The 21881-nt window shown below is 63.5% G+C and carries 19 protein-coding genes and 2 tRNA genes; 3 read left to right on the forward strand and 18 right to left on the reverse strand.

What is annotated here, in order from left to right; all coding sequences use genetic code 11:
* Positions 1-163: 163 nt before the first annotated feature.
* The 12 genes from ASD04_RS01945 to ASD04_RS02000 form a co-directional block, all read right to left on the reverse strand.
* The gene (locus ASD04_RS01945) at positions 164-715 is read right to left on the reverse strand and encodes an outer membrane beta-barrel protein (RefSeq protein WP_056251728.1); all 552 of its coding nucleotides are present in this window, start codon (positions 713-715) and stop codon (positions 164-166) included.
* Between the two features lie 248 nt (positions 716-963).
* A complete protein-coding gene (msrA, locus tag ASD04_RS01950) occupies positions 964-1677 on the reverse strand; it encodes a peptide-methionine (S)-S-oxide reductase MsrA (protein WP_056251730.1) in 714 nt (237 codons plus the stop codon).
* 100 nt (positions 1678-1777) lie between these two features.
* Positions 1778-2824, reverse strand: coding sequence for a sn-glycerol-3-phosphate ABC transporter ATP-binding protein UgpC (ugpC, locus tag ASD04_RS01955; RefSeq protein ID WP_056251733.1), 1047 nt, complete (start codon positions 2822-2824; stop codon positions 1778-1780).
* 4 nt (positions 2825-2828) lie between these two features.
* Positions 2829-3671: a carbohydrate ABC transporter permease gene (locus ASD04_RS01960; RefSeq protein WP_056251736.1), complete on the reverse strand. Its 843-nt coding sequence runs from the start codon at positions 3669-3671 to the stop codon at positions 2829-2831.
* On the reverse strand, positions 3661-4581 hold the full coding sequence (locus ASD04_RS01965) for a sugar ABC transporter permease (RefSeq protein WP_056251738.1): 921 nt from the start codon (positions 4579-4581) through the stop codon (positions 3661-3663). Before ASD04_RS01965 ends, ASD04_RS01960 begins: the two co-directional genes overlap by 11 nt.
* Positions 4582-4740: 159 nt before the next feature.
* On the reverse strand, positions 4741-6009 hold the full coding sequence (locus tag ASD04_RS01970; RefSeq protein ID WP_056251741.1) for a sugar ABC transporter substrate-binding protein: 1269 nt from the start codon (positions 6007-6009) through the stop codon (positions 4741-4743).
* 25 nt (positions 6010-6034) lie between these two features.
* On the reverse strand, positions 6035-7648 hold the full coding sequence (locus tag ASD04_RS01975) for an FAD-dependent oxidoreductase (protein ID WP_200940212.1): 1614 nt from the start codon (positions 7646-7648) through the stop codon (positions 6035-6037).
* On the reverse strand, positions 7645-8682 hold the full coding sequence (locus ASD04_RS01980; RefSeq protein ID WP_056251744.1) for a LacI family DNA-binding transcriptional regulator: 1038 nt from the start codon (positions 8680-8682) through the stop codon (positions 7645-7647). Before ASD04_RS01980 ends, ASD04_RS01975 begins: the two co-directional genes overlap by 4 nt.
* 229 nt (positions 8683-8911) lie before the next feature.
* A tRNA-Asp gene (locus tag ASD04_RS01985) sits at positions 8912-8988 on the reverse strand.
* A gap of 225 nt (positions 8989-9213) precedes the next feature.
* Positions 9214-9289 (reverse strand) — tRNA-Val (locus ASD04_RS01990).
* Positions 9290-9438: 149 nt separating this feature from the next.
* On the reverse strand, positions 9439-9711 hold the full coding sequence (locus ASD04_RS01995; RefSeq protein ID WP_056234092.1) for an HU family DNA-binding protein: 273 nt from the start codon (positions 9709-9711) through the stop codon (positions 9439-9441).
* 206 nt (positions 9712-9917) lie between these two features.
* On the reverse strand, positions 9918-11117 hold the full coding sequence (locus ASD04_RS02000; protein ID WP_056251746.1) for a TCR/Tet family MFS transporter: 1200 nt from the start codon (positions 11115-11117) through the stop codon (positions 9918-9920).
* A gap of 172 nt (positions 11118-11289) precedes the next feature.
* On the opposite strand from ASD04_RS02000, the gene ASD04_RS02005 reads away from it, so the two are divergent.
* Positions 11290-11523 carry a hypothetical protein gene (locus ASD04_RS02005; protein WP_056251751.1) on the forward strand — a complete coding sequence of 78 codons (234 nt, stop codon included), beginning with the start codon at positions 11290-11292 and terminating at the stop codon, positions 11521-11523.
* Positions 11524-11634: 111 nt separating this feature from the next.
* On the opposite strand, the gene tet is transcribed toward ASD04_RS02005, so the two are convergent.
* Positions 11635-12819 (reverse strand): Tet(A)/Tet(B)/Tet(C) family tetracycline efflux MFS transporter, encoded by a 1185-nt coding sequence (gene tet, locus ASD04_RS02010; protein WP_056251756.1) that lies wholly within the window; start codon positions 12817-12819, stop codon positions 11635-11637.
* Between the two features lie 90 nt (positions 12820-12909).
* Here tet and ASD04_RS02015 point away from each other — a divergent pair, with 90 nt between their 5' ends.
* Positions 12910-13548, forward strand: coding sequence for a TetR/AcrR family transcriptional regulator C-terminal domain-containing protein (locus tag ASD04_RS02015; RefSeq protein WP_056251758.1), 639 nt, complete (start codon positions 12910-12912; stop codon positions 13546-13548).
* Between the two features lie 252 nt (positions 13549-13800).
* Here ASD04_RS02015 and lon read toward each other — a convergent pair whose 3' ends face one another.
* Positions 13801-16233 (reverse strand): endopeptidase La, encoded by a 2433-nt coding sequence (gene lon / locus ASD04_RS02020; RefSeq protein WP_056251761.1) that lies wholly within the window; start codon positions 16231-16233, stop codon positions 13801-13803.
* A 334-nt stretch (positions 16234-16567) separates the two neighbouring features.
* On the reverse strand, positions 16568-17701 hold the full coding sequence (locus ASD04_RS02025; RefSeq protein ID WP_056251764.1) for a citrate synthase: 1134 nt from the start codon (positions 17699-17701) through the stop codon (positions 16568-16570).
* Positions 17702-17779: 78 nt separating this feature from the next.
* Between ASD04_RS02025 and ASD04_RS02030 the strand changes: the two genes are divergently transcribed.
* Positions 17780-18859, forward strand: a complete 1080-nt coding sequence (locus ASD04_RS02030) for a citrate synthase/methylcitrate synthase (protein ID WP_056251767.1) — start codon at positions 17780-17782, stop codon at positions 18857-18859.
* A gap of 287 nt (positions 18860-19146) precedes the next feature.
* Here the strand turns inward: ASD04_RS02030 and clpX are convergent, their stop codons facing one another.
* The 3 genes from clpX to ASD04_RS02045 form a co-directional block, all read right to left on the reverse strand.
* Positions 19147-20424, reverse strand: a complete 1278-nt coding sequence (clpX, locus tag ASD04_RS02035; protein WP_056251769.1) for an ATP-dependent Clp protease ATP-binding subunit ClpX — start codon at positions 20422-20424, stop codon at positions 19147-19149.
* Between the two features lie 174 nt (positions 20425-20598).
* The gene (locus ASD04_RS02040; protein ID WP_056234110.1) at positions 20599-21228 is read right to left on the reverse strand and encodes an ATP-dependent Clp protease proteolytic subunit; all 630 of its coding nucleotides are present in this window, start codon (positions 21226-21228) and stop codon (positions 20599-20601) included.
* 376 nt (positions 21229-21604) lie between these two features.
* The gene (locus tag ASD04_RS02045) at positions 21605-21847 is read right to left on the reverse strand and encodes a hypothetical protein (RefSeq protein WP_056251771.1); all 243 of its coding nucleotides are present in this window, start codon (positions 21845-21847) and stop codon (positions 21605-21607) included.
* Positions 21848-21881 lie beyond the last annotated feature (34 nt).

Below are 21881 nucleotides of genomic sequence, written 5' to 3' on the forward strand. Positions count from 1 at the left end.
ATTGGCCCAATTTGAGACAAATTTGATCTACTGGGCGGACCGACATGGCGACGAGGTGTCGCAATCTGGACCTGACTGAGTCGTTCCGTCAAGCGTCTGTCATGGCCCAAAATGAAACGGCCCCGCCTGGGGCGGGGCCGCAATTCCGACGATCGATTCGAACCTAGAAGTGAAAGTTCGCGCCGACGGTGAACTGATCTTTGGCATTGGTTCCGTCATTGAGCGGGAAGCCGTGCAGATACTGCGCTTCGACGGTGATGCTGTCGGTGACTGCCAGTTCCACGCCGCCGCCCAGCAGAACGTCCTGCTCATCGGGCGGGCCGAGGTCGATGCCATAGCCGCCGGCCGCGTAAACCAGCACGTCGTCGCTGACCACCAGACCGGCCCGGCCGAGAATCTGGCCATAGGTGGTTTCGCCGACGCTGCCGCCGGACAGCCCGTGCACCGCGACTTCGGCACCCAGAAGGTAGAAGTCGAACTGGGCATTCACGCCCGCCTGGACGCCAAGCCCATATTGCGTGCCGCTGGTATTGCCATTCTGAGCGCCACCATAGACGCCGGCGTAAAAGCCGCTCCAGTCAAAGCCGGGTTCCTCGTAGACGGGCATCTCGGCGGGGGTGCTGGTGGGGACCGTGATCAGGTCTGCCGCAAAAACGTTGCCCATCGTGATGGTGGTGGCGAGCGCCGCAAGCGCCATTTTGTTGAACAGACTCATTGCTGTTCTCCTTGCTACTGGACCGTCCGGACTTGATGAACGCGGCGCTCTCGCGCCGGTTCCGCCTTGGGTCATGGGGGCTTTTCCCGGAATGCGACCCGATGATTCCGGGTTTCGGGAACAGCCGACAGCACCGGTTTTGCTTGGGTTTGCGGGCGAAAAGCCGTCGCTCAGACGGCCAAAATAGGGCAGCGCCGATGCGTTGCCGATCGGTCACAGTCTCGATCGGCAACGATATTCGGCGGATGCTAGAGCGTGCCTACCAGCACCGGATCGTCGCGATAGGCATCCGGGAACAGCGCCTTGAGTGCGGCGATCTTGGGCAGGTCGTGAAAGGCGATATAGGGCCAGGTCGGGTTCAGCGTCAGGAAGTCCTGATGGTATTGCTCGGCCGGATAGAAGGCCTTGAACGGTTCGATCGTGGTGACGATGGGCCCCTCGAAAAGCCCGGTTTCATCGAGCTGGGCGATATAGGCCCTGGCGATATCGGCCTGCTGGTCATTCACCGGGAAGATGGTCGAACGATACTGCGTGCCGTGGTCGGGGCCCTGGTAGTTGAGCTGGGTCGGGTTGTGGGCGACCGAGAAATAGATCTGCAGCAGCTTGCCATAGCTCACGACCGAGGGGTCATAGGTGACTTCCACGGTTTCGGCGTGGCCTGTGCTGCCGCTGCCGGTCTGCTCGTAGGTTGCGGTCTCCGCCGCGCCGCCGGAATAGCCCGAGACGGCGCGGGTAACGCCGGTCACGTGCTGGAACACCCCCTGCACGCCCCAGAAGCAGCCACCGGCGAAAACAGCCGTGGCCGATGTGCCGGTATCGGCGAGGTCCGTGGCCGGCGCCGGAATCTCGACGGGCGCTTCCTGCGCGGCAGTCGGCTGATTCCACGGAATGAACGTCAGCGCAGGCAGCACGAGCAGCGCGGCCAGAACGGCACGGCGGCCGGTCGACAAGGAACTGGGCATTTTGCAAAACCTTGGTTGGAGCAACGTGCTGGTCAGTTCGTCCTATATGCGCCTCCGGTTACAGTGGATCATCCGCATCACGGCGAAATGAAGCATCCTGTCAGTTGAGGCGGCCGCCGGTGGCGGCATCGAACAGATGCAGGGCCTCCAGGTCGGGCCGGAGGTGAACGGTCTCGCCGGGTTTGGCCTTGAGCCGTTCGCGGAAGACGCCGATGACAGTGTGTTCGCCGACGGTCATGGTGACCTGCGTTTCCGAGCCCATGGGTTCGACCAGTTTCACGATGGCAGGGATGCCGGTGTCGGCCAGCGACAGGTGTTCGGGGCGGATGCCATACACGGCATTTGCCGCGGGAGTGAGGCCCGGCGGCAGCGGCAGCGTGGCGCCCGCTGCGACAAAGCCGTCGGGCGTGATCCGGCCACCGAGCGTGTTCATGGCCGGGGAACCGATGAACCCGGCCACGAACAGGTTGGCCGGGCGATCATAGAGATCGAGCGGCGCGCCGACCTGCTCGACCCGGCCCCCATTCATCACCACGATCTTGTCGGCCATGGTCATGGCTTCGACCTGGTCATGGGTGACATAGACGGTGGTGACGCCGAGGCGCTGGTGCAATCCCTTGATCTCGCCGCGCATGACGACGCGCAGCTTGGCATCGAGGTTGGACAACGGTTCGTCGAACAGGAAGACCTGCGGATTGCGCACGATGGCCCGCCCCATGGCGACGCGCTGGCGCTGGCCGCCGGAAAGCTGGCGCGGATAGCGGTCGAGCAGCGGCCTGAGGCCCAGAATGTCGGCCGCCCAGTTCACCCGCTCCGATATCTCGGCCTTGCTGGCACCACGATGCTCCAGCGAGAAGCCCATATTGGCGGCGACCGTCATATGCGGATAGAGCGCATAGTTCTGAAACACCATGGCAATGTCGCGATCCTTGGGCTCAAGGTCGTTGACGACCCGACTGCCGATGGAAATGTCGCCGCCGGTGATGGTTTCGAGGCCGGCAATCATGCGCAGCAAAGTGGATTTGCCGCAGCCGGACGGGCCGACAAGCACCACGAACTCGCCATCGGCTATGTCGATGTCGATGCCATGCAGTACCGGCGTCGTGCCGTAGCTCTTGGTGATGGATTTGAGGGTAACGGGAGCCATGAAGTCAGCCTTTCAGCCCGGTATGGGCCAGCCCTTCGACGAACTGCTTCTGCGCCACGATGAAGACCAGCAGGACCGGAATGGCCGTCATGGTCGCGGCGGCAAGCTGGATGTTCCACATGGCCCCGCCATAGGCGTCGGTGAACTGGGTGAGCGCCTGCGGCAGGGTGAACATCTGCGTCGAGGAGAGGAATACGATGGGTTCGAGATAGAGATTCCAGGAATGGAGGAAGGTGAAGATAGCCACGGCGCCCAGCGCCGGCTTGGCCAGCGGCAGGGCAATGAGCCAGAAAATCTTGAAGCGCCCCAGGCCATCGACCCGCGCCGCCTCTTCCAGCTCGCCCGGCAGGGCGATGAAGAACTGGCGCATGACGAAGGTCGCAAAGACCGAAGGGGCGCCAAAGATGGGAACGAGGATCAGCGGCCAGTGGGTGTTGATCATCCCCCATTTGAGGAACATCTGGAACAGCGGCACGATGGTCACTTCCGACGGGATCAGCAGGCCCAGCAGCACGATCATGAAGATGGCATTGCTGAAGGGGAATTTGATCCGCGCGAAAGCATAGCCGGCCATTGACGACACGATCATGGTGCCGATGGTGACGAGGGCGGCGATATAGGCCGAGTTCCAATATTGCCGGGCAAAGGGCTGCAGCTCGAACACCCTGGCATAGGTGGTGAAATCGAAGCGGCGCGGCCACAGGTCGGGCGGAAAGGCGAAGATGTCGCTGATCGGCTTCACCGACGAAGTGAGCATCCACCACGTCGGGAAGACAAAGGGGATGAGCAGCACGCACATCAGCCCATAGAGCGCGACTTTCATGCGGGGAGAGAGATCAGTTTTCATAGAAGACGATCCGCTTGCGCATCTGCCACTGGACGAAGGTGAGCAGCGCGACGATGACGAAGAGCAGGATCGACAGCGTCGAGCCGTAGCCGAAGAAGTGGAACTGGAAGGCCTGCTGGTAGAGGTAGTAGACCAGCACGGTCGTCGTCATGCCGGGGCCGCCCTGGGTCAGCACAGCGATCTGCGCAAACACCTGGAGCGAGCCGACAATGGTGATGATCGAGGTCAGCAGGATGGTAGGCGAGATCAGCGGCAGGGTGATACGGCGGAACTGCTTGAAGCGCCCTGCCCCATCGACCCGCGCGGCCTCGTAGAGCTCCTTGGGCACGCCTTGCAGCGCGGCGAGAAACAGGATCATGTTGAGCCCGACATTCTTGAACACCTGCACGACGACGACCGAAATCATCGCGGTGGCCGGGGTGCGCAGCCAGTTGGGGCCTTCGACGCCGATCAATTGCAGCAGGCCGTTGATGCCGCCATTGTTCTGCAGCAGGAAGCTCCAGACGATGGTCCAGGCGACGAGGGACACGACGACTGGCGAGAAGAACAGCGTGCGAAAGACGGTGATGCCCTTGAGTTTCTGGTCGAGCAGCACGGCCAGCAGCAGGGCCAGGCTCATGTTGAGGATCACCAGGCCCGCCGAGAAGATGGCCGAGGACAAAAGGACCTGTGGCAGCGCCTTGTCGGCAAGCAGCATCTGATAATTGGCGGCGCCGACAAAGTTGAACGTATTGGCCAGCACGTTCCATTCGTGCAGCGAATAGTAGAAAACCAGGCCCAGTGGGAACAAGACAAAGGTGACGATGCCGATGAGCTGCGGCGCGATGAACAGATAGCCCGCAGCGGCATCGCGGCGCTCTATGGTCCAGAACGGACGCTTTCTTCGTGGGGTGCCTGCCGCGATAGTCATGGGTTCGTCCTGGGTTGAGTGACGCCCACAATGTCATTCCGGCGAAGGCCGAATCCATCCTGAGATGATTCCACACTTGGTGAGCGTTGGTCGATCTCAGGATGGACCCCGGCCTTCGCCGGGGTGACATCGAGCTTGGGGTGGAATCGCGATCCCGACCTACCGCGCCAGCAACGGGCCGACGCTGTCGCAGACCGATTGCAGTACGGCCGGGATATCCGCATCGGCAACCCAGAGGCTGTCGAGGGACGAACGGACGGTCTGTTGGATCTGGGCGAAGTTGGTATGACCCGGCAGCACGGTGCCGGTGGAGATGCCATCAATCACCACATTGTCGATCTGCTCGGCGGAGAGCAGAGGATTGGTCGAGGCCAGCGTTTCGGCGTTGAGCAGGCTGGCGCGGGCCGGCGGGAAGAACTGGGCCAGCTTCTGGCTGTTTTCCGGGTTGGTCATATAGGCCAGGAATTCGACGGCCGTAGCGGCATTGGGGCTGGCAGCAAAGGCGCCAACGCCGGCCTGACCGACAACGGCGTAGTTGCCGACCGGACCAGCGGGCAGAGGCACCAGATCCCAATCGAACGGGTTTTCCTTGGGCAGCAGCGAGGCGCGGCTGATCTGGGTGATGGTCATGCCGGTTTCGCCGGCAAAGAAGTCGATATCCTCGCCCGGTCCGGGCATGGCCTTGTCGACGAAGATCGCCTTGTGGATGGCGGTCATGGCATCGATCATTGCCGGGTCCGTGAAGGTGCAGGTCTTGCCATCGGGCGACCACGGGGAGGCGCCCCAGCCGTTCCAGATCGAGGCCATGTTCTGCCAGACCTGATACTTGAAATCGCGCAGGACGAGGCCGGTCTTGCCGGACTGGCCGACGGTGGCCGCCGTGGCAAAGGCATTGTCCCAGGTCCAGGCGCCCTCGGCGATCAGTTCGGCCGGGGTCTTGGCGCCGGCGGCCTTGATGACGTCATTGTTGACGAAGATGGCGAAGGGCGAGGTCGAGAAGGGATAGGCGTAGAGCTGACCGTCCTTTGTCCAGAGCGCGGTGGCCTGCTCGCTGACATCGGCAATGTCATAGCCCTCGGTGGCTTTGAAGGCGTCGGTCAGCGGGGCAAGCGCGCCGGAATTGACGAAATCGGCGGCGGTGGTTTCGAGAATCCAGGCCAGGTCCGGCGGATTGCCACCGGCGATCTGGGTGGTGAGCGTCGTGGTATAGCTGTCGAACGGCAGCGGCTCGAAGCTGACCGTCACATTGGGGTGGGTCGCCTTGAAGCCTTCGGCGATCTCGTTGAACATGGCCAGATGCGCCTCGTTGGCGCTCCAGATGGTCATGCGCAGGTTGACCGCGTCCTGGGCCCAAACGGTACCGGACCAGGCCAGGGGCAGCAGGATTCCGGCGATGGCCGCCGAGGCTTTGAGTTGGGTGATCTTCATTTGTTTGTTCCTCCTGTTGGGTCGTTCAATATCCGCGCACGTCGGGCCAGTGGATTTCGATCCCCTCGCCATGGAGACGTGCCTGGAAGTCGGTGAGCCGGGCCTGGTTTTCCTGCACCTGATGCGGTGTGAGCCCGTGGTTGAGACAGTGCGCGGCGAGCAGGCCGGCGACTTCGCCGACATTCCACTCGACCGGATGCAGCCGGTAGCAGCCGTTGGTGATGTGGGTGGTGCCGATATTCTTGCCGGCCGGCAGCAGGTTCTTCACCCGGCGCGGCAGCAAGGCGCCGAGCGGGATTTCAAAGGGCGCCGATTCCACATCGACATAGTTGTCGCCGCCCGTCGAAGGGTGGAGATCGATGCGGTACATGCCGACGCCGATGCTGTCGCGATATTGCTTGGACAGGGCGTTGCCGTGGACGGCCATCGACACATCTTGCTCGACGATGCGGGTGACGGGCAGGATGCGGCGGCTTTCGCGGATATAGGGCGCCATGGCAAGGCCATGATCGGTGCCGGTGATGTCGCCGCGCAGGCGCAGGCCGGGAAAGCCGACGCCGCCATCGACGCGCGGGGCCTCGGTCTGCAGCCAGTAGAAGACCGAATATGACAAATCTGTCGCCGCCTTGAGATGGCGCGCCTTCTCGTCCTCGGACACATCGATGATGGTGTGTTCCATATAGTCGATCATCGGCCAGTTCACGAGGCAGATGTCCGAGCCATAGGCGCCAGGCACGAAGTTGCGGCGGGCGGCGATGCGGCGGAAGGTCCAGAGGTTCCCGTCGCCTGGATTGCGGCGCTGATCGGCATCGACCTGCAGTGGATCGTCGTCCGGATTGGGGGTGAAGCTGCGCTCGACAATCTCGAGCGTGCGCGGATGCGGCGCCTTGAAGCCGAGCAGCGGACCGCCCCAGAATTCGGGCTGGTACTGGCGCCAGAAGTCATAATTGTCCGGCTTGTCGATCGTCTGGTCGCCATCGACATGGTCGATGGCAAAACACACCGAGACAGCCTGCACATTGTCGGGCTGGGCAATGGCGGGGGCGCTGGGCTCTCCGGTGTCGGACTGGGCTTCGAAGCCCTTGGCATATTCGGTTGAGGTCAGCGGCAGCAGGTCGCCGAGTTCGGTGGCGTCCACCATATAGTGGGCGGAAACCTCGATACGCTCGCCGCTGTCGCGATGCTGCAGGGTGATCGAGCGGACGGTGTCGCCATCGATATCGGCGGCCACGGGCCGGTAGGGCTGCAGGACCCTGAGCTGGCCGCCGCCGCGCCAGGGCGCCAGCATGGCCTCGATGACGGCGACGCCGACGCGCGGCTCGGCGCAGAGGCGGCTGACCCAGCCGGCGCCGGGATTGAGATCGCCCCAGGCACGGCTTTCCGCCGTCAGCGGATAGTGGTCGCGATAGTATTGGCGGATGCCGTTGCGCAACTGGCGATAGGTGCGGGTAACGCCGAACTGCTCGACCCAGCTGTGCTCGTCGGGCGGCACGGCCTGGCTGGTGAGTTGGCCGCCCAGCCAGTCATATTCCTCGCTCATGATGACGGTACGGCCCGAGCGCAGGGCGCCGAGCGCGGCGGCAACGCCGCCTAGTCCGCCGCCAGTGATGAGGATATCGGCGCGCAATTCTTTGGTCATTTGATCCGGATGGTCTGGGTGGAAACAGGGCCGAGGGTTTCGCCCTCGACGGGTTCGCAGGGCAGTAGCAATTGCTCGACGGGTGCATCGTCTTCAACGCGACGCACCAGCATCTGCGTGGCGGCGCGGGCCATGGCCTCGCGCGGAATGGCAAAGGAGGTGAACCGGGTGCCGGTGGCCTGCTCGGCCCGGATATGATTGCCGATCACCACGATGGAGAGATCGCCGGGAATGGACAGCCCGCGGGTGCGCGCCAGCGCCTCGACGGCGATGGCGTCGGCCAGTTCGGTGAAGAAGACGCAGGTGGCGTCGGCCGCAAGCAGGATGTCGAGCACTTCGGCAGCCGGACGGCCAACGGCGTTGATATTGGTGACGAGGTCAGCCCCGCCAATGGCGTCCTGGAAGCCCTGCCAACGGTCTTCGGAGGATTCGGCGCCCTGGTTGAGGCCGACATAGGCGATGCGGTGGTGGCCGAGGTCGCGGGCGCGGTGGACCAGGGCCGAGGTCGCGGGGGCATAGTCGCCGCCCACATAGGGCACGGGACCGCCGGCATCGTCGCGGCGGCCGACGGCGACGAAGGGGAAGTCGCCGGTCACCAGCCGTTCCAGCTCCGCCGGATCGAACTGGCGGCCCAGGATGATGCAGCCATCGGCAAGGCGCAGGCGGACATTGTCGCCGAAAATCTTGCGCCTGGTGCCGGCGCCGGTGAGCAGCAGCAGGTCATAGCCCAGTTCCTGCGCCGCCTCTTCAATGCCGAGCAGGAAGGGGGTGAAGAAGTCGGCCTGCGCCGAGGGAAAGGCGGGTTCGTAGGTGAAGACGCCGAGAATGCGGTTGAGGCCCTTGACCATGCGGCGGGCCACCGGATCGGCGACGTAGCCGGTGTCGCGGATGACCTTGTTCACCCGGTTGCGGGTTTCGGCGGGGATGCGGCCGTCATTGCCATCAGCGCTATTCAGCACCAGCGATACGGTAGCCTGGCTCACTCCGGCCAGCCGGGCGATATCGCGTTGTGTCAGGCGTTTGGCGGCCGCCATGGATTTCTCCCGATCCGCTAATGCGTATTAGCAGTTATGCGTATTAGCAAGCGATCCGCCTGTCAAGCGGGGTGGAGAGATCCATGATGGTGGTAGATTGGTGGAGCGTGCTTGGCTCTATGGCGCCCGGAAACGGGGGCATTTTTCGTCAGATTGCTTGATGTCCGGACCCAGGCGAGGCCGTCAGGCACCACCCTTGTACGTCTCTGGCAATTTCAAAGAGAAAGGGTGGCGCGAGAGACGGGGCTCGAACCCGCGACCTCCGGCGTGACAGGCCGGCGCTCTAACCAACTGAGCTACTCCCGCAGCGCGGCGAACTGGTCGTTCACGCAACGTGGCGTCCGTTTACCCAGCACCTTGCCCCAAGTCAAGCGAGCAAGTTGGGATCGAAGCGACATTTTCATGAATGTCGACGACGGATGTGGAAAAGTGCCTGTGACACAGGCGCTAGCGGCCATTGCCTGAAGCGTAAGGTGAGATTCGCGCGGCGAGCGAATTCGTTAGCAGACTGTTAGCGTTGACGAGAGGGGGTGGTGGGCGATGACGGGCTCGAACCGCCGACATCTTCGGTGTAAACGAAGCGCTCTACCAACTGAGCTAATCGCCCGCAGGACCGGAGGGGTCCGCGAAGGTGGCCCTGATTAGGGCCCCTGCCCGCCAGCGTCAACCGGCAAAAATGAAATGGCCCCGGCGCGAAGCGCTCGGGGCCGATCGGTATGCCGATCCGGGGCCGGTCCTGCCGGCCCCTTGACGATCTTAGTTGATCGCGTCCTTCAGGCCCTTGCCGGGCTTGAACTTGGCCTGGTTCGAGGCCGGGATCTTGATCTCGGCGCCGGTGGCCGGGTTGCGACCGGTCGAAGCCTTGCGCTGCGAAACGGCAAAGGTGCCGAAACCAACGAGGCGGACTTCTTCACCGGACTTCAGCGAGCCCGTGATTGCCTCGAACACTGCGTCCACAGCTTCAGCGGCCTGTGCCTTGGTGATCGTCGCTTTGTCGGCGACGACGCCAACCAGATCGTTCTTGTTCATAGCGTTTCCTCACAGTGAATTGCCCGCCCTCGCTGGCGAACCTAAAACGCGGCAACCCTTGGTCGATTCTGTACGAAAGGCAAGGATTTCCGGGCTTTTCACGAGGCCGGACGGTGCAACGCTGTTAATGGACCGGAAACTTCGGGCTCGCAAGTCCGGATTGTTGGTTTTCGCCGGTTTTCCGGGCTTTCCTGCGTGTTCCGAGCCTATTCGCCGACCGCGGGTGCCGGCATGGGCCGGCGCCGGATTCCCAGCATAAGGGGTAGTGCCAACAGGTAAATTCCAGCCCCGATGATCCAGATCAGCCCCGGCCAGGTGCCGCGGATGGCGAAATAGGTGAAGCTGAAAAACAGCGGGCCGAAGACCGCCGCGAGGCTGACCAGGCTGGCCAGCACGCCCTGCAACTGCCCCTGCTTGTCGGGGCCCACCTGAGTCGTGGTGAGCGATTGCAGGGCCGGCATGCCGATGCCCCCGAGCGCGAAAAGCGGCGCCAGGGCGAAGACGATCCAGCCCTGGGTCGCGATCCCCATGATGCTGAGCGCGGTGAGTTCGCAGGCCATGCCGACCACCAGCGCCCAGCGTTCGCCCAGCCGCGCCACGGCGGGACCGGTGAGGAATGCCTGGGCGCCGGCATGGAAGATGCCGTAAGCGCCGAGGGACAGGCCGATCATGAAGCCATCGAAGTGGAAGGCGTCCTCGCCGAACAGCGCCCACATCGTGCCGTAGATGGTGCCGACGAAATTCATGATGACGAAAATGGCCATCAGCGGAATCAGGGCCTTGAATTCGAAGGCCCATTTGAGCGGCTTGAACGGGTTGAGCGTATCCCAGTCGAATTTCGCCCCCGGCATGCCCTTGCGCGATTCGGGCAGCACGAAGAGGGCCAGGGCGAAGTTGATGCCATTGAGTACGGCCGCCGCGATGAAGGGGGCGCGCACCCAGTAGTCGCCCAGCACACCGCCGAGTACCGGCCCGATGATGAAGCCGATGCCGAACATGGCGTGGAAGAGGCCGAAGCGCCTGGCGCGTTCCTCCTCGGTCGAAATGTCGGTGATGTAGGCCGTGGCCACCGCCATGTTGGCGCTGGTGACGCCGGAAATGGCCCGGCCAAGCACCAGCATCCAGAGTTCTGGCGCGAAGGCCATGACGAGATAGTCGATGGCCGCGCCGGCCAGCGAGACCAGCAGGACCGGACGGCGGCCGAAGCGATCGCTGAGTACGCCCAGAATGGGCGAGAACAGGAACTGACAGGCCGAATAGAGCGCCAGCATGATGCCGAGCAGCGTGGCAACCTCGGACATATGCCCGACATCGCGCAACAAAGCCGGCAGGATGGGAAAGATCAGGCCGATGCCGATGGAATCGAGCGTGACGGCGGCGAGAATGACGACGAGGGCCTTGTTCAAGGGATGCTCCTGTTGCTCCGCCGGCCGGCAGATGGACGTAGGGCGTTCACGGACGCGTTACAAGCCTGGCACCCTTATGACGATTGGTGCTGACAGTTTTCGACAGCAGCATTTGGGGTGCGGTCATTCGGAGGGAACGTGATAGGCCGTGTGCCTGAACCGCGAGGAACCCATGGTGGTCGCCTATATCGTGCAGGGCTTTCAATTGCGGGGACGCAAGCTGACCCCGGACCAGCCGAGAACGGCCAAGACAGCGGAGGCGGCGGTGGAACTGGCCGAGCGCATGGCGACGACGCGTGCCGGCGTGTTTGCATTCTCGCAGGCAGTCGATGTCGAGACGGACATATACGATGAGCCGCAAGTGCTGCTGCGGCTGGGAGACCTGCCGCCGGGGCTGCCGGAATAGGCAAGCGGGAAACGCCGTCACACGCTGGATCGTCACCCTCGGGCCCGACCCGAGGATGACCATGGTTGGCGGGGAAGGGAGAAGCAGGTCCCCGGCCCTGCGTCAATGGCATCAGGCTGCCACGGGTTTGGGCTGCCTGATGGTGGCGAAGAGCGGGGCGGCGGCCAGATAGAGCACGGCACCGGCGATCCAGACGGAGCCCATCCAGACGTCCCTGGTGTAGAAATAGAAGCCGGCGCCGGCCAGTGGTCCCACGACCCCGGCCAGGCTCATCAGGCTTGCCATGACGCCCTGCAACTGGCCCTGCTGGTCCTGGCTGACCCGGCTGGTCAGCAGGGATTGCAGCGCGGGCATGGCGATGCCACCCAGGGCGAATAGCGGCGTCAGCGCAAAGCCCATCCAGCCCTGATCGGCAAAGCCCATCAGCACATAGGCCACCCCGTCGAAGGCAACGCCGATCATCAGCGTGCCCCGGTCGCCGAAGCGTTTGACGATGGGGCCGGTCAGCACCGCCTGCGATATGGCCAAGCTGACGCCGAAGACCGAAAGGGAAAGGCCGATGGTCATCGAATCCCAGCCGAACCGGTCGGCGCCATACAGCACCCAGATGGTGCCCGGTACGCTGGCGATCACGCCGAACACCACAGCCACCACGATCAGCGGCAGCAGAGGCCGGAAATTCCACAGCCAGACCAGCGGCGCCACCGGGTTGAGCGACTTGAGAGCAAACCTGTCCGGCTTGGTGGCGTGGCTTTCGGGCAGCACGAACAGGGCCATAAGCAGGTTGAGCCCATTGAGGATGGCTGCCGCCAGAAACGGCGCCCGCAGCCACCAGATGCCCAGCAACCCGCCCAGCACCGGCCCGATGATGAAGCCGACGCCCATCACCGCGCCCAGCAGGCCGAAGCGCTGGGCGCGGTGCTCTTCGGGGGTGATGTCGGTCATATAGGCCGAGGCAACAGCCATGCTGGCGCTGGTAATGCCGGCAATCACGCGGCCGATGGCCAGGACCCAGAAGAAGGGCGAGAAGGCCATGATCAGGTAATCCACCATCGCCCCGGCAAGCGACAGCAGCAGGACCGGCCGCCGCCCGAACCGGTCGCTCAGCGACCCCAGCACCGGCGACAGCACGAATTGCATCAGGGCATAGATGCCGATGAGCAGGCCATAGATCAGCGAGATGTCATCAGCCGCGGTCATTTGCTTCAGCAGCTCGGGCAGGATGGGAAAGATCAGCCCGCCGCCGATGGCATCGAGGGCAACAGTGGCAAGGATAACGATCAGGGCCTTGTTCATGGCAGCGCTTCCGGGTTACTAATTTATCGGTGATAAGTTATTTATCGGCGATAAGCTCGCTTATCAGTGATAAGTCAAGAGGATTTTTGCATGGCAATCGATCGCGACCGGATCGTGGGAGAGGCATTGCTGCTGCTCAACGAGGTGGGCATCGACAAGCTGACCACGCGCAAGCTGGCGGAACGGCTGGGCGTCCAGCAGCCGGCGCTCTACTGGCACTTCCGCAACAAGTCGGCGCTGCTGGACGCGGTCAATACCGAGATGCTGGCGCGCTTCCATACGCACCGCCTGCCCGCGCCGGGCGAGGACTGGATCGATTTTACATTCGCCAATGCCCGCAGCATGCGGAAGACCTTGCTGTCGGTGCGCGACGGCGCGCGACTCACGGCCGGCACGCGGCCATCGACGAGCGAATTCGCCGATACCGAGAGAGTGCTGAAGCTTTACGTCGATGCGGGCTTTTCGGCCGAAGAAGCGCTGAACATCTCGATTTCACTGGCGCGTTACGTCGTCGGCTATGTGCTCGAAGAACAGGGCGAACGCGAGCGGAACGATGAGGACACCGATGAGAACGACGATCTCGGCGCGGAACTTGCAGCATTTCCGATTCTGGCCGAAGCGTTCGAGTCGCTGGTGAATGCCGGCACGATCAATACCGAAAAGGCATTTGAAAGCGGGCTTGGGGACATGGTCGAGGGAACGCGCGCACGGCTGGCCGCGAAGGGTTGATCGAGGGCGGTAGTGCCTGCTCCGTCCCCTTCTCCCCTCGTGGGAGAAGGTGCCCGAAGGGCGGATGAGGGGGCTACCGCGCTGTCCACGAGCATTGAGGCATGGGCGGGCGCAGCACCCCTCGCCCGGTTTTTCCGCTGAACGCGGAAGAACCACCCTCTCCACAAGGGGCGAGGGCTGGCTCCATTCCCAGCCGGGAAAACAAAACGGCGGCCCCTGGGGACCGCCGTTTTCTCATTCATTCCATCCCGCTCAGTGCGGCAGGCCGGTCGTGGCGTCTTCGCCCGTATCCACCGTGGTCGAGACGGCCGGGGCGGCTTCCTCGAAGTTCCATTCGATGGGCTCGGGCTTGCGCACCAGAGCGCGCTCGATGACCTGGTCCATGCGGGAGACCGGGACGATTTCCATGCCTTCCTTGACGATGTCGGGGATCTCGGCGAGGTCGCGGACATTTTCCTCGGGGATCAGCACGGTCTTGATGCCGCCGCGCAGGGCCGCCAGCAGCTTTTCCTTGAGGCCGCCGATGGGCAGCACCCTGCCCCGCAGCGTGATCTCGCCGGTCATGGCGACGTCATTGCGAACCGCAATGCCGGTCATCACAGAGACGATGGCAGTGGCCAGGCCGATACCGGCCGACGGACCATCCTTGGGGGTGGCGCCTTCGGGCAGGTGGACGTGGATGTCGCGCGTGTCGAACATCGGCGGCTTGATGCCGAAATCGATGGAGCGTGAGCGGACATAGGCCGTCGCCGCGGTCAGCGATTCCTTCATCACTTCCTTGATGTTGCCGGTCACGGTCATCCGACCCTTGCCCGGCGTCATCACGCCTTCAATGGTCAGCAGCTCGCCGCCGACGGACGTCCAGGCGAGGCCCGTTACCAGGCCGACCTGGGCCTCGGCTTCGATCTCGCCATGCTTGTAGATATCGGCGCCGAGGAACTTGGTCAGCTTCTCTTCATCGATAACCACCGTCTTGACCTTGGTCTTGACGATCTCGGTCACGGCCTTGCGCATCAGCTTGCCGATTTCGCGCTTGAGGTTACGCACGCCCGCTTCACGGGTATAGCGCTGGATCAGGGCAGTCAGCATCTCGTCGGAGAGCACGAATTCGCCGTGGGCGAGGCCGTTTTCCTTGAGCGTCTCCGGGATGAGGTGCTGCTTGGCGATCGCGTGCTTCTCCTGCTCGGTGTAACCGCTGAGGCGAATGATCTCCATGCGGTCCATCAGCGGGCCGGGGATGTTGAGCGTGTTCGAGGTGGTGACGAACATCACGTCGCTCAGGTCATAATCGACCTCGAGATAGTGATCGGCAAAGGTGTGGTTCTGCTCGGGATCGAGCACTTCCAGCAGTGCCGAGCTGGGATCGCCGCGGAAGTCCTGGCCCATCTTGTCGATCTCGTCGAGCAGGAAGAGCGGGTTGGATTTGCCCACTTTCTTGAGCGACTGGATGACCTTGCCGGGCATGGAGCCGATATAGGTGCGGCGATGGCCGCGGATTTCGGCTTCGTCCCGCACGCCGCCAAGGGCCATGCGCACGAATTCGCGGCCGGTCGCCTTGGCGATCGACTTGCCCAAAGAGGTCTTGCCGACGCCCGGAGGGCCGACGAGGCAGAGGATCGGCCCCTTGAGGGTGCCGGTGCGGCCCTGCACGGCCAGATATTCGAGGATGCGTTCCTTGACCTTTTCGAGGCCGTAATGGTCCTCGTCCAGCACTTTTTCAGCCAGGATCAGATCGCGCTTGACCTTGCTCTTCTTGCCCCAGGGCAGGCCGAGCAGGGTATCGAGATAGTTGCGGACCACGGTGGCTTCGGCCGACATAGGGCTCATGGACTTGAGCTTTTTCAGTTCCGCCTCGGCCTTGGTGCGGGCTTCCTTGGAAAGGCGGGTCTTGGCGATGCGCTCCTCGATCTCCTGGATCTCGTTGGAGCCTTCCTCGCCGTCGCCCAGTTCCTTCTGGATCGCCTTCATCTGCTCGTTGAGGTAGTATTCGCGCTGCGTCTTCTCCATCTGCCGCTTGACGCGGGAGCGGATGCGCTTTTCCACCTGCAACACGCCGATCTCGCCTTCCATCAGGCCGAGAATCTTCTGGAAGCGCTCGGCGACCGAAACGGTGGAGAGCAGGTCTTCCTTCTCGTTGATCTTGATGACGAGGTGGCTGGCAATGGTATCGGCGAGCTTACTGTGGTTCTCGATCTGGCCGACGGCAGCGACGACCTCGGCCGAAATCTTCTTGTTGAGCTTCACATAGCTCTCGAATTCGGTGGTGGCCGAACGGCTAAGGGCCTCGATCTCGGTGGCATCTTCCACCGGCTCGGGGAGCACCGAGGCTTCGGCCTCGAAATAGTCCTCTGTCTGCAGGTAGCGATCAATGGTGGCGCGGTTCAGGCCTTCCACCAGCACCTTGACCGTGCCGTCGGGGAGCTTGAGCAGCTGCAGCACGGTGGCGATAGTGCCGGTGGCATAGATCTGGTCCGGAGCCGGATCGTCGTCCTGCGCGTTTTTCTGGGTCACGACCAGGATGTGCTTGTCGTCGCGCATGACTTCTTCAAGCGCCTTGACGGATTTCTCGCGGCCGACGAACAGCGGCACGATCATGCCGGGGAAAACGACGATATCACGCAGGGGAAGAACTGGGTAAACCCGGTCCCGGCTGAATTCGCCAGTGGCGGGGGTGACGTCCGTCATCTCGTATCCTTTCCGGGGCGCGCGGGAGGAAGGAGAGAGGTGCGCGCCCGTTATAGACAGCTCCAAGCATTCGAGGCTGGGCTGATTCCGGTTAATAAATAGGGTTGCCCATGGGGACCGCAAGTCAAGCTTTGTGCTTTTGTGACGGTTAAGACGTGAACGCACAGGAGATATGCGGGCGCGGGCAGGAACAGCGGTGTGGCTTACCCCTCCTTGGGGAAGCGGGAAGAAAGTGCCTATTCCACGGCGAATTGGTGGGGGCGGTGCGGAAGGTGGCGGAGGTCGCTCAGGGAGTTGCGCAACCCTGCTATTTTCACCGGGAGAATGTCGCTTTCTATCGCGCTGCCGGTCCTACATACCGCGCTCTGGGGCGAATGGACTGGCCGCTGCCGATCTGTTCCATCATATGCGCCAGCCACCCCACGGAGCGGCCCATGGCGAACAAAACGAGGCCCGCATCGGCGGGCAGGTCGAACCGCGCTGTGAGGGCCGCCAGGGCGAAGTCGATATTGGGCAGGTCGCCGGTCAGCGATTGGGCGGCCATGCGGTAGGTCTGGAAGGCCGGCATCGGCGCGAAGCTGGCGAGCAGCGCCTGGCAGCGGGGATCGCCGTGGGGATAGAGCGGGTGGCCCATGCCGGGCACGTCCCTGCCCTCGCCCAGCCAATCGCGCAAAGCCGGCTCAGCCGCTGCGTCGGGCAGGTCGCCTATATCGTCGACCAAGGCGGCGATGCCCCGCGACGCCAGACCATGGCGCGGGCCGCTCAGCGCCGCCAGGCCCGCCAGCGTTCCGGCCCAGAGCGATGCCCCGGTCGATACGGTCACGCGGGCCGCGAAGGTGGACGCATTGAGTTCGTGATCGGCCAGGAGCACCAGAGCGCGCCGGATGGCATCGGCGGCCTCCGCACGGCCCCAATGGAAAGCCAGGCGCATATGCAGGGGTGCGTCGGCATTGCCGTCTCCGGTCAGCGCCTGGGCCAGGGTGCCCAGCACGAGATTGGCCTCGTGCACCAGCAGGGCGGCAGATTGGCCCATCACCACCGGTTGCGCGGCTCGTGCCGCCAGGGCGGCGAATGCCGCCGCCAGCCCCTGCCCCGCACCTTGTCCGGCGGTGGCCGGCCGTGCCGGCGCCTGCCACAGCAGCGTGGCGATATCCTCAAGCGATGCAGCGTGGGACAGGTCGCAGGCATCCTCTCCGCGATAGAGCAGCCGTCCGCCCTCGACCGTCGAAATGGCCGTGCGCAGCACCGGCTCGCCCCAGTGCATGGCTTCGGTGGCCACGACTTCCTGCCGGCGGCGACCGGCGGCGCGCTGGGCCAGCCGGCGCACATCGTCGCCGCGATAGAGGCTGCGGCGGCTGTCGGCGGGATCAGGCCGGGCCTTGATGCGGCCGCGGCTGACATTGGCGTAAAGCGTCTGCTTTTGGGTGCCCAGCAGGGTCAGCGCTTCGGTGGCGGACAGCCAGTCCATGACATTGATCCAATTGGTCAAGATTGACGTCAATATTAACACGCCTACCCTGCGCGGCAACAACCACAGGAGAGCATCATGAAGAGTGGTCTCGAAGACGTCATTGCCGCCGAAACCGTGCTGTCTGACGTCGACGGCAACAATGGGCGGCTGATCGTGCGCGGCGTGTCATTGGACGAACTGGTCGCCSCCAGCCGCTACGAGGATGTGGCGGCGCTGCTGTTCGATGGCTTCCTGCCGGGCCCGGCGGACCTGCGCGCGGCGCTGGGTGCGGCAAGGGTCACGGTGTTCCGCCATCTTGCCGGCGCGGTGGGATTGAAGGATCTGTCTCCGGTGGAGGGTCTGCGGGCGCTCATGGCGCGGCTGGCCGATGGCGACGATATGCCGACGGCGCTGCAACTGGTCGCGGCGCCGGCCGTATTCACCGCGGGGCTGGTGCGCCTCCGGGCCGGATTGGCGCCCATAGCGCCCGATCCGGACCTGTCACAGGCCGCCGATGCCCTGCGCATGCTTCATGGCGCCGCGCCGGCTGCCGAACAGGTCGGGGCGCTCGATCGCTATCTGGTGACGGTGGCTGACCATGGCCTCAATGCCTCGACTTTCGCGGCGCGGGTGGTGGCCTCGACGCAGGCGGGGCTGACCTCGTCGGTGCTGGCAGCGCTCAGCGCCCTCAAGGGGCCGCTGCATGGGGGCGCGCCGGGGCCGGTGCTCGACATGCTGGATGGGGTTGGCACGCCTGGCAATGCGGGCCGCTGGCTCGAGGCCGCGCTGGCCAATGGCGACCGGCTGATGGGGTTCGGTCACCGCGTCTATCGGGTGCGCGATCCGCGCGCCGATGCGCTCAAGGGCGCGGTGCGGATGCTGGCGGGTTCGGGCGCCATCGACCCGGCGCGGCTGGCTTTGGCCGAGGCCGTGGAAGCGGCGGCGCTGGACCTGCTCAAGCACAGGAAGCCGGACCGGCCGCTCGATACCAATGTGGAATTCTATACGGCATTGCTGCTGGAAGCGCTGGGATTCCCGCGCGAGGCGTTTACCTGCGTGTTTGCCATGGGGCGGGTGGCGGGGTGGATCGCCCATGCGCGGGAGCAGGCGCTGGAGGGGCGGCTGATCCGGCCGATGTCGGTTTATGTAGGGCCGGTGCCACAGGTGGCGGCTTAGGAGGCGTGGACTGTCAGTCGTCTCCCTCCCCCTTGCGGAGGGATCAAGGGTGGGGGTGGGAGAGCCTGGATATCGGGGCTATCCACCCCCCACCCAGCTACGCTAGGCGCTGCGCGCCAAGCTGCGCTGCCCTCCCCGCAAGGGGGAGGGAGCCGCGCGGTGGATGTGTTGAGACCGCGCTTCGTCCCCGGCCTTCGCCGGGATGACACCCTGCATTGGGTACATCAACCGCCTAAAACAAAAACGCCGGGCACTTGGCCCGGCGTTTTTGTTTTCAGCTAAGAACCTCACGCCGTGGCCGGCTCTTCGTCCTTCTTGCGTTCGGAATAGATGTAGAGCGGCCGCACGTCCTTGCCGCGCACCACTTCCTCGCTGATCACCACTTCTTCCACGCCTTCCAGCGAGGGCAGGTCGTACATGGTGTCGAGCAGGATGGCTTCCATGATCGAGCGGAGGCCGCGGGCGCCGGTCTTGCGCTCGATGGCCTTTTCGGCGATCGCCTTGAGGGCGTCCTCGTGGAAGGTGAGTTCCACTTCCTCCATCTGGAACAGGCGCTGGTACTGGCGCACCAGGGCGTTCTTGGGGGCGGTGAGGATTTCGATCAGGGCGGCGATGTCGAGGTCTTCGAGGGTCGCCAGCACGGGCAGACGGCCGATGAATTCCGGGATCAGGCCGAAGCGCACCAGGTCTTCCGGCGCGACGTCAGCGAGAATCTGGCCGACGCGGCGGTCATTCGGATCCTTGACGGTGGCCGAGAAGCCGATGCCCGAGCCTTCGCCGCGGGCCGAGATGATCTTTTCGAGGCCGGCAAAGGCGCCGCCGCAGATGAACAGGATATTGGTCGTGTCCACCTGCAGGAATTCCTGCTGCGGATGCTTGCGGCCGCCCTGGGGCGGAACCGAAGCCACGGTGCCTTCCATGATCTTGAGCAGAGCCTGCTGCACGCCTTCGCCCGACACGTCGCGGGTGATGGACGGGTTGTCGGACTTGCGGGAAATCTTGTCGACTTCGTCGATATAGACGATGCCGCGCTGGGCCTTTTCCACATTGTAGTCGGCCGACTGCAACAGCTTGAGGATGATGTTTTCCACGTCCTCGCCGACATAGCCGGCTTCGGTCAGCGTGGTGGCATCGGCCATGGTGAAGGGCACGTCGAGGATGCGGGCCAGCGTCTGGGCCAGCAGCGTCTTGCCCGAACCGGTGGGGCCGATCAGCAGGATGTTGGACTTGGAGAGTTCCACATCCTGGTTCTTGGACGCGTGGTGCAGGCGCTTGTAGTGGTTGTGGACGGCCACGGAGAGTACGCGCTTGGCGCGGAACTGGCCGATGACGTAGTCGTCGAGCACCTTGCAAATCTCGGCAGGGGTCGGCACGCCATCGGAGGACTTGACCATACTGGTCTTGTTCTCTTCGCGGATGATGTCCATGCACAGCTCGACGCATTCATCACAGATGAACACAGTCGGACCGGCGATCAGCTTGCGAACCTCGTGCTGGGATTTCCCGCAGAACGAGCAGTAAAGCGTGTTCTTCGAGGTTTCGCCGTTCGTTGTCTCTTTGGACATCCTGGTCACTCCCGGGGGCAGAGCGCCCCCAAAACTCAGCGTTATCGGAAACCGTAACGCCGAAGGCATAAACAAAGTCTAAGCCGAAACGATCCTAAAGACCGTTCCGGCTCGGTGCAATTGCGCATGGATCACAGTCCACGGCGCATCGGCATTGTGCTTAACGCAGGTCAATCAGCTTGCGGCATCCGGAACGATGCGCTTTTCCATGACGCTGTCGATGATGCCGAAGGCCTGCGCTTCCTCAGGGGAGAGGAAATTGTCGCGCTCGAGGGCCCGCTCGATTTCATCGTAGGTACGGCCGGTGTGCTTCTCATAAATCTGATTAAGACGCCGCTTCAAACCCTCGACTTCCTTGGCATGAATCAGGATGTCGGTGACCTGGCCCTGATAGCCGCCGGAGGGCTGGTGGACCATGATGCGCGAGTTCGGCAGCGAGGTGCGCATGCCCTTTTCGCCGGCGGTGAGCAGGAGCGAACCCATGGACGCGGCCTGGCCCATGACCATGGTGGCGACGGCCGGGCGGATGAACTGCATGGTGTCGTAAATGCTGAGACCAGCCGTGACGACGCCGCCGGGGGAGTTGATATAGAGCGCGATTTCCTTTTTCGGGTTCTCCGATTCGAGGAACAGCAGCTGTGCCACGATGAGCGAGGCCATGTTGTCCTCGACCACGCCGGTCACGAAGATGATGCGCTCGCGCAAGAGACGCGAATAGATGTCGAAGGCGCGTTCGCCGCGGTTCGACTGCTCGACCACCATGGGAACGAGCGTGTTCATGTAGATATCGTGCGGATCCCGCATGTGATGCCCCTTTTGCCGTGCCGGGTCGCGGACCGGGCTGGCAGATTAGCTTAGATGGAACACGATCCCGTCCCGAACTCGGACATCGGGGGTCCGGGGATCATGCCTGAAATCGAATCGACGCGACGGGTGATTGCAGACTATGCCGCCTTAAGAGCGGGTAAAGGCACAGATAGGCGGCAATGGGGCGAGCTTCAATAGGGTTTGGCGCCGATGTGACGGAAGGGTGAATGGCCGCTTGCTGCCACGCCCTCGTGGTTCGAGGCGCCGAAGAAGGCGCACCTCACCATGAGGGCTACTTATAGCTCAGTGTTCCAGTAGCCCTCATGGTGAGGTGCGAGCCCTTCGCGAGCCTCGAACCACGAGGGCGTGGCGCCTAAGCCGAAAAACCAACCGTCACGCCCTTCTTGCGGAAATAGGCCTGCATCAGCTTGCGGCCCTGGCGGTTGGACTGGGCCAGCTTGGAGGGCTCGAATATGGCTTCCTTGGCGCCTTCGCGGGCCATGGCGGCCTTGAGGGCCATGATATGGGTATCGAGGTCGTCGTTGTCGGCCTTGATCGAGGCATAGATGTTGTCGATGGCCTGGGCCAGGGTCAGGTCGCTGGTCTGGTCGCTCATGGCTTGTCCTCAATTGCGTTGCGCACTGACTAGC

This window comes from Devosia sp. Root436 (assembly GCF_001426345.1).
Lineage (GTDB): Bacteria > Pseudomonadota > Alphaproteobacteria > Rhizobiales > Devosiaceae > Devosia.